The sequence below is a fragment of the Marinomonas sp. HM11-D genome (assembly GCF_057626615.1).
Genome location: NZ_JBMMKT010000021.1, coordinates 22,405 through 28,879, shown reverse-complemented (window position 1 = coordinate 28,879; position 6,475 = coordinate 22,405). Strand labels below are relative to the sequence as shown.

Genomic DNA, 6,475 nt, shown 5'->3' with positions numbered 1-6,475 from the left:
CACCTCGTTGATCTTTAGGAGAAACTAAGAGTTATCACATGATAAAAAATAAATAAATACTTAAAAATCAATCACTTATATCCACTATCGCAACTAATGAACAAGTGCATAGATCTCTAGCTAGCAGACTGTAAGCGTTTGGTTGTCTTTGGGCTTGTGTTTGAGTAGGACAATTTGAGAGAAAACTTTTTTCGATCGGGCTGTATCATGATACAGGCATAGGGAAGATACACCTTGCAGACTCAAGGTGTGGAACGCTCGGATAACTTTCAGCTTGAAGTCAGGACTAATCCACATTGCGTAGTCGTAGACCAGTTCTTCACACACGTAAGTACCACCATAGCGACCAGCTTTAGATTCCACAGGTTTAACTCTGCATTTTTGCACATTTAGAGTTTTAATTAATTCAGCAGTCTGTTTCAGGCGAAGCCATTGGCTAGGGAGGTGTACGTTATCACCTCCAGCCACTTTGTGTAGATCAGTTAGGTTGTAACGGCCAGCTTCATCTTGACGGATTGCTAAGTGTAATAGGCAAAACCTTTAGCTTGAGCTCTGGGCTAATCCACATTGCGTAGTCATAGACCAACTCTTTGCACACGAACGTGCCACCATAACGGCCTGCTTTGGTTTCTACAGGTTAAATTACCCATTTTTGGGTATTTAGCTCTTTTAGAAGTTAGTCCTCGGTCTTCTAAACAACCTGATAATTCTTTTGTTTTGTCATTGCGCAACTAACGATAAGGTTTATCTTTCTCTGCACCGCCTGAAGCTTTGTACAAGTCATTAAGGCAGTAGCGGCCTGCTACATCTTGACGGATTGCTAAGCGTAATATGCAAAACCAAGGACTCTGGGCTAATCCACATTGCGTAGTCATATACCATCTCTTTGCACACGAATGTGCCACCGTTTCGTCCAGCCTTAGCTTCTACAGGTTTAATTGAGCTAATTCGCTCAGTTAAACTTTTAATTTTTAATCCGATGTCAGTCTCAAATGCCCAATTAGGTCATTTAGTAACCACCATGATACTATCTGTAGTGTCGGCATAGAGCGAACGTGCTGACTGATTAAGTGTTAGCCACTTCTCGATTTATGGAGACTCATGAATCTAAGAGAATGGTTAGCGGATGTTTACCGTAAAGTTAAAACTGAAATCACACTAATGTACTTCCTCTACATAGAAGTAGCTTACAGCCCTAAGACTATTCGAAGGGTGAAGGCTCTAAGAGGAGCAATCAGATTCTTAAAATTTGTATGCAATTGGACAATCGATGGAGGTGACTATGAGTAGTAAACACTTGTCTTCTTTGGGTCTCAACTTGAGGCCAAGCTCAGCAATGACTTCTGTACGACAAGCACTTAACAGTAAATAAACTTATCAACATCGAGAGTTGTTAATGCTCTCATGCAGTTGAAAGTACGGTAGGTAGCAATACCTGAAATCGATAGTTCGCTATAGAGGATTGAGGGCGATGTATTCCACATTCAATATGAAGAAACTTGACTCATTACATGAGGTGCACTTCTTCGGAGAGAACGTGAATATAGATGTAGTTCCTTATGATTCTAACTGTGTTTTTCTCATTGGTTTTTTTGTGGTGCTCCTTGATCACCGTTCTAGCAACAAAAGACCGAAGAGGAATATTACTTTAAAAAAACTGCTACTGAATAAAAGGCAACTGATCAGAGCGCCCCCGAAGTTTAGTAAAGTCAGCCTCCTTGCTTAAATCTAAGTTTATCCTTCTACAAATTTCCCATGAGCAGCCTGTCTTGCAAGCAGATCCACAAGTTCATTCATAGAGTGGCCAGAATGCGCTCTCACCTTTTCAAAACTCACATCTAATGCTTCTAGCTGGGCGTCTAGCTGCTCCCATAAGTCTTGGTTCTTTACTGGCTTCTTGGTACTGGTTAGCCAGTTATTCCTCTTCCAGTTATGCAGCCATTGTTCACAGCCTTCTTTGACGTATTGGCTATCCACAAAGACTGTGATTTGAGAGGAGCATCTAGAAAGCCCCTCAAGAGCTTTAATAACAGCGATCAGCTCCATTCTGTTGCTTGTGGCAGCCCCTTCAGCTTGACCATTAGCTATGACCTCATGCTCTCCATCCTTAATGACATAAGCCCACCCCCCAAGAGCATCACTGTGACCATTCTTAAGGCAAGACCCATCAGCATAAACTTCTACTTTTGAACACATATCGAGAATCCTCTATTCAATCACAGCAAACCCAAGAACAAGCTGGACATAGGGACTCTCTCCCGTACCAATTGACCGTTTGTTAGTGAGATTGCTGACTAATACTTAATGATGAATGTGAGGAAAAAGCTGAACTTACGAGCTAACACATGAATGATGAAGAATGAATATCAGAAGCTAGAGACCATCATTAGTTAGCACTTTATCTATCCGTACCACCTGATCTATATGTATATCTATAGGTAGACCTTAAGATTATCTTATAGATAGACCTTAAGATTTCCCCCCTTACCCCCCGTGATTATTCATCCATCTATGATCAATGATGATTAATCCACTCTAAGACCACCTTAAGATAATCTTTAAGATTGACCTGCTGGTACGGCTAGAAGCTGTGCTTTTTCCCCTAGAGTGTCCCCAAATTGAAGAAACTATTGTAAGAAGCAAATCAATAGCCTTTAGACTATAACCCTAAGCCTGACTCTTAGCCCGACTACAAGCCCTCTTAACTGATGCTGTAGAGATTTCAAAGTGCTCAGCTGTGGCCTTGATTGAGGCTTGGTTTAAAGACCTCCATGAAGCGACAGCATTATCATCAATGACCTTCTCTTTCCCTAAGTTACGGCCTTCAGCTCTGGCTCTCTCGATGCCTGCCATCTGCCTAGCCTTGATGTTCGATCTCTCTAGCTCTGCTACTGCTGACAGCATGGTAAGCATGGCTTTACCGATAGGTGTTGATAGGTCAAAGCCCTCACGTAAAGACACCACTGAGACGCCCTGAGATTGCATCAGATCGACAGTCTCAAGTACATCTATCGTATCCCTACCAAGGCGATCAATCGCACTGACGATCAATGTATCGCCCTCACGAACGTACTCAAGGAGAGCCCTCATGCCCTCTCTCTTTGATGACTTGATAACACCTGAGACAGCATCATCAGCGAACCACTTATCAATGTTGTGCTTCTGAGCAATCTGATGTTTCTGACTCTCGATTGATTGACCGTCACTGCTGACACGAACGTATGCGACTGTAGCCATAAGCCCTCCATAAGGTAGATCAAAAGGTATGGCTCAATATATTAGAATGGATCAAAGACTTGTCAACACCTTTGAGCCACCCTCTTAGCTAGATCTTTGGGATGGATCAAAAGGTATACCCTATGAGCCACCTCATACTATTTGTGGGTTTACTTATTTTAATGTTCTACGTAGCGGACTTATATCACCAGTTTTTTTGATAATCAGTGATTATTCAATTTTGTTATCAGACTTCTAAAGAAAGGATCAGTAGACGGGTTGTAGCCTTCAGCCCCCATCCAATAAGAATTGCCTAAGACTATTCTAGTGTTTTCATAATGTGCATAAAGTGCTTTTGCTCTCATGGAAGGTGAGTTCCCTAAATCATCGCTTATTTTTGATTTCCATGGATGATTACTCCCCATAATGTTTTCGTTACGTTTAACTAGCTTGTCAATGAAATGCTTGCCTACTAACCAATCGCCTTTAAGTAAGTTACAGCTACTGTGTGAAAGAACTAAGTTCCAAATTTCATCATGCTCAACAACTTGTCTTGGAAGAACATGGTCGACATGAATATCACTCGGAGCTATTTTCTCACTACAGAAAAAACAGACATTACCTTGGTAGCCTGCTAGAAAAGGGATGTTTTGGGTCAAAGGTTTTCGACTGTACCCATTCTTGATATAGGTCTCTCTAATGTCATTAGCTAATTGATATCCAGACTGCTTGATACTAAAGGCTCCTTCAAGAAGCCCCCAACGAGCATCTACTTCGCTCTCAAGTGAATCAAGTTGCTCACCCTCGAATTGCAATAAGGAGTCTTTGAGACGCAACCGCTTGTCCATCTCAATTTCGTAAAAGTGGTCTTTAACAATATTCTTATCACTACCAATTGTTTGGAAGCGAGGCACAACATCGACAAACGCAGTTTCAGCGACTTTGCTAATGGCCTCAGGCCTTGTAATAGCTCCAAGCCGATATTCTTGAACAATGCGTTCCATTTTAGTTAAACGCATCGGGTTACTTTGCTGTGGCATCGGATCTTCCAATAGCCGATTCATATATAAGTCAAAGTAGGTTTCAGAGAGCTCTCCCCATGACAGCTCACTTTGATTACTTTTAGCTGCTCTCAGCAATAATTTAGCCAATGCCATCTTATACGTTGCAGCATTGAGTCCATACAACACTATTCCCTTAAAAAAATCTTCATCACTGAAGTTCATACCTTCATCTTCCGTAAGATCGAATTAATCCATTTTTCTGAGCTACGGCCTTCTCTCAAATCAGACGTAACCCAAGTTTTCATTACTGACAATCCCGCATTTGAAATTACATCTAAGAGTAGTTTTTCATTCAAGTTTGTAAACTTTCTCCCATTCCTTTCAACTTCATTATCTCCATACTTAAAAGAGCAATAGAACAGGCCATCTAATTTGAGATGTTCAGCTAAGTGTTTAAAAGTAGTTGGTAAACTATCAGCTGGAACATGTAGTAGTGATGCACAAGCCCAAATAGCATCATATGAATTGTCAGACGAAAACTCTTGAAAAGTAGTCAACTCAACCTCCTGACCAATCAAGTCTGAAGCGAATTTAATAAGCTCTTCACTAGCATCAAAGGCATGTACTGAAAACCCAGCTTCTTTAAATGCTTTGCTGTCTCGACCTGAACCACAGCCTGCATCAAGTATCAAAGCGCCATCAGGAAGAAGAGGGATAAACTCTTTGTAAAGCTTATCCATGTCAACATGAACTGTTCCTTCAAAAAACTCTTTGGCATTAGAGTCGTAATAATTCATTCTGCCACCTAACTGTATAAATCAAAGAAATGATATTTTCTCAAGAAAATTTACAAGAGTACTAGATAACACTAGGCAGTAAATTTGTCCCTAAACTCACGTTTTAACAGCATACACCTTCTATACGAGTCATAATAAACGCACATAAAGGGTAGTGATCACTGACACTAAGCCAATCCCCATAAGGCATATCTAGGCTTGATGAACCCAACATATCTTTCGAGATGAAGACATAGTCTATGTGATAAGGCTTCTCTAAATTGCGATGAAGGTGGAAAGTAGGGCGGGATTCACTGCCTTGCTCCTCGCCAAACGTATGATGATATAAGCTTTTTATTCCAAGCTCTCCTAGTTCATTAACAACGTCTGTGTGATTCCACCAACGGTCAGGCTTATCCCACCGTACATTGCTATTGAAGTCACCAGCAATAATCGTTCTTTGTCCAGAAAGCTCGCGTCTATGAACCTGTAGGAACTTCCAGAACTGCCCCATATAACCAAAGACATCATCTCTTCCGCCCTTTGTCCACACACCTAACAAAGTAAATTGTTCATTGATCAAGATAGGTAGGAAGAGCCTTAGTTCTTTTGAACTCCACTCAAGTGTTGTGCTTTTACTTACAAGCCCTTCAATTGCATAAGAACCCGACCAATCGAGTAGCTGAACAGTATTACCATTCTTAGCGAAGACACCTATCCCTTTATTTTTGGACTCTCCTTTCCACAGGTAATTACTACCAGCCCACTCTTGGTAAGCCTTGGAAGACTGTGATGGGTCTTCACATTCCTGTATCACAAGGATGTCTGCCTTTAGCTTATCTATATGCTCAAGCTTATTCCTGAACCCACCGCTGCAATTCCATGTAACAATCTTCATAAGCCTTCCTTGTTTAAAACTCCCAACAAGTATGAACTTTAGAGCTCATTATGTCTCCGCATCATGACTACTGAGATGTGCCCACCCCAATGTAAATGATTCCTTTGAAGGTAGGGCTATGGGGGGAAACTGCCGTTGCATATCTCGTATATGGGCTCAAAAATTTGTCGTAAAAATATCGCCCTTGATCAACAAATGATCTGCATCAAGACACAGCTCAAGCTCTCCTTCTAGACTCAACTCTCATTGCTATGTTCAAGGAGGAACAAGATGAACAAACTAGAGTCCCTACTCTCAATGCTTAGTGCCATCAGTATCGAAGACATCTCACAAGCGCCACACGAAGAGCAACACCTGTTAGTGGACAACCTTGAGGATCTACAAGATAGACTCAACGCCATTCTTAAGGCAACAGGACGGACACTATCACCAGATATGCTAACGCTCCCTGCACCGTCAAGACTTGCTTAAGTACCTAAGACTTACGGGAGTGTCTTACCGCTGGGCACTCTCGAAGCTTACCCTAGGCTCTTCAATTGGTTACACTCAGGTCGCACCTATGGACAACTGTGAAGACACTC

General features: G+C 41.6%; 8 protein-coding genes and 1 pseudogene. 1 reads left to right on the top strand and 8 read right to left on the bottom strand.

Annotated features, from left to right (window positions below; genetic code table 11):
- Positions 1 to 120: 120 nt before the first annotated feature.
- The 8 genes and pseudogenes from ACOSVP_RS17925 to ACOSVP_RS17890 all read right to left on the bottom strand — a co-directional run bounded on the left by ACOSVP_RS17925 (position 121) and on the right by ACOSVP_RS17890 (position 5,894).
- Positions 121 to 516, bottom strand: coding sequence for a KilA-N domain-containing protein (locus ACOSVP_RS17925; protein ID WP_487348849.1), 396 nt, complete (start codon positions 514 to 516; stop codon positions 121 to 123).
- Positions 503 to 616: pseudogene (locus ACOSVP_RS17920) on the bottom strand (KilA-N domain-containing protein); the annotation flags it as partial. The pseudogene ACOSVP_RS17920 and the gene ACOSVP_RS17925, both read right to left, overlap by 14 nt.
- Positions 617 to 783: 167 nt before the next feature.
- Complete coding sequence (locus tag ACOSVP_RS17915; RefSeq protein ID WP_487348848.1) at positions 784 to 939, bottom strand: KilA-N domain-containing protein; 156 nt, start codon at positions 937 to 939, stop codon at positions 784 to 786.
- A gap of 795 nt (positions 940 to 1,734) precedes the next feature.
- Positions 1,735 to 2,196, bottom strand: a complete 462-nt coding sequence (locus tag ACOSVP_RS17910) for a ribonuclease H family protein (RefSeq protein ID WP_487348847.1) — start codon at positions 2,194 to 2,196, stop codon at positions 1,735 to 1,737.
- A gap of 471 nt (positions 2,197 to 2,667) precedes the next feature.
- The gene (locus ACOSVP_RS17905) at positions 2,668 to 3,237 is read right to left on the bottom strand and encodes a recombinase family protein (RefSeq protein WP_487348846.1); all 570 of its coding nucleotides are present in this window, start codon (positions 3,235 to 3,237) and stop codon (positions 2,668 to 2,670) included.
- A gap of 203 nt (positions 3,238 to 3,440) precedes the next feature.
- Complete coding sequence (locus ACOSVP_RS17900; protein ID WP_487348845.1) at positions 3,441 to 4,442, bottom strand: HNH endonuclease; 1,002 nt, start codon at positions 4,440 to 4,442, stop codon at positions 3,441 to 3,443.
- Positions 4,439 to 5,017 carry a class I SAM-dependent methyltransferase gene (locus tag ACOSVP_RS17895; protein ID WP_487348844.1) on the bottom strand — a complete coding sequence of 193 codons (579 nt, stop codon included), beginning with the start codon at positions 5,015 to 5,017 and terminating at the stop codon, positions 4,439 to 4,441. The genes ACOSVP_RS17900 and ACOSVP_RS17895 overlap by 4 nt, the downstream gene beginning before the upstream one ends.
- A 103-nt stretch (positions 5,018 to 5,120) precedes the next feature.
- On the bottom strand, positions 5,121 to 5,894 hold the full coding sequence (locus ACOSVP_RS17890; RefSeq protein ID WP_487348843.1) for an endonuclease/exonuclease/phosphatase family protein: 774 nt from the start codon (positions 5,892 to 5,894) through the stop codon (positions 5,121 to 5,123).
- 270 nt (positions 5,895 to 6,164) lie between these two features.
- Between ACOSVP_RS17890 and ACOSVP_RS17885 the strand changes: the two genes are divergently transcribed.
- Positions 6,165 to 6,365 carry a hypothetical protein gene (locus ACOSVP_RS17885; RefSeq protein WP_487348842.1) on the top strand — a complete coding sequence of 67 codons (201 nt, stop codon included), beginning with the start codon at positions 6,165 to 6,167 and terminating at the stop codon, positions 6,363 to 6,365.
- The last annotated feature ends 110 nt before the right edge of the window (positions 6,366 to 6,475 follow it).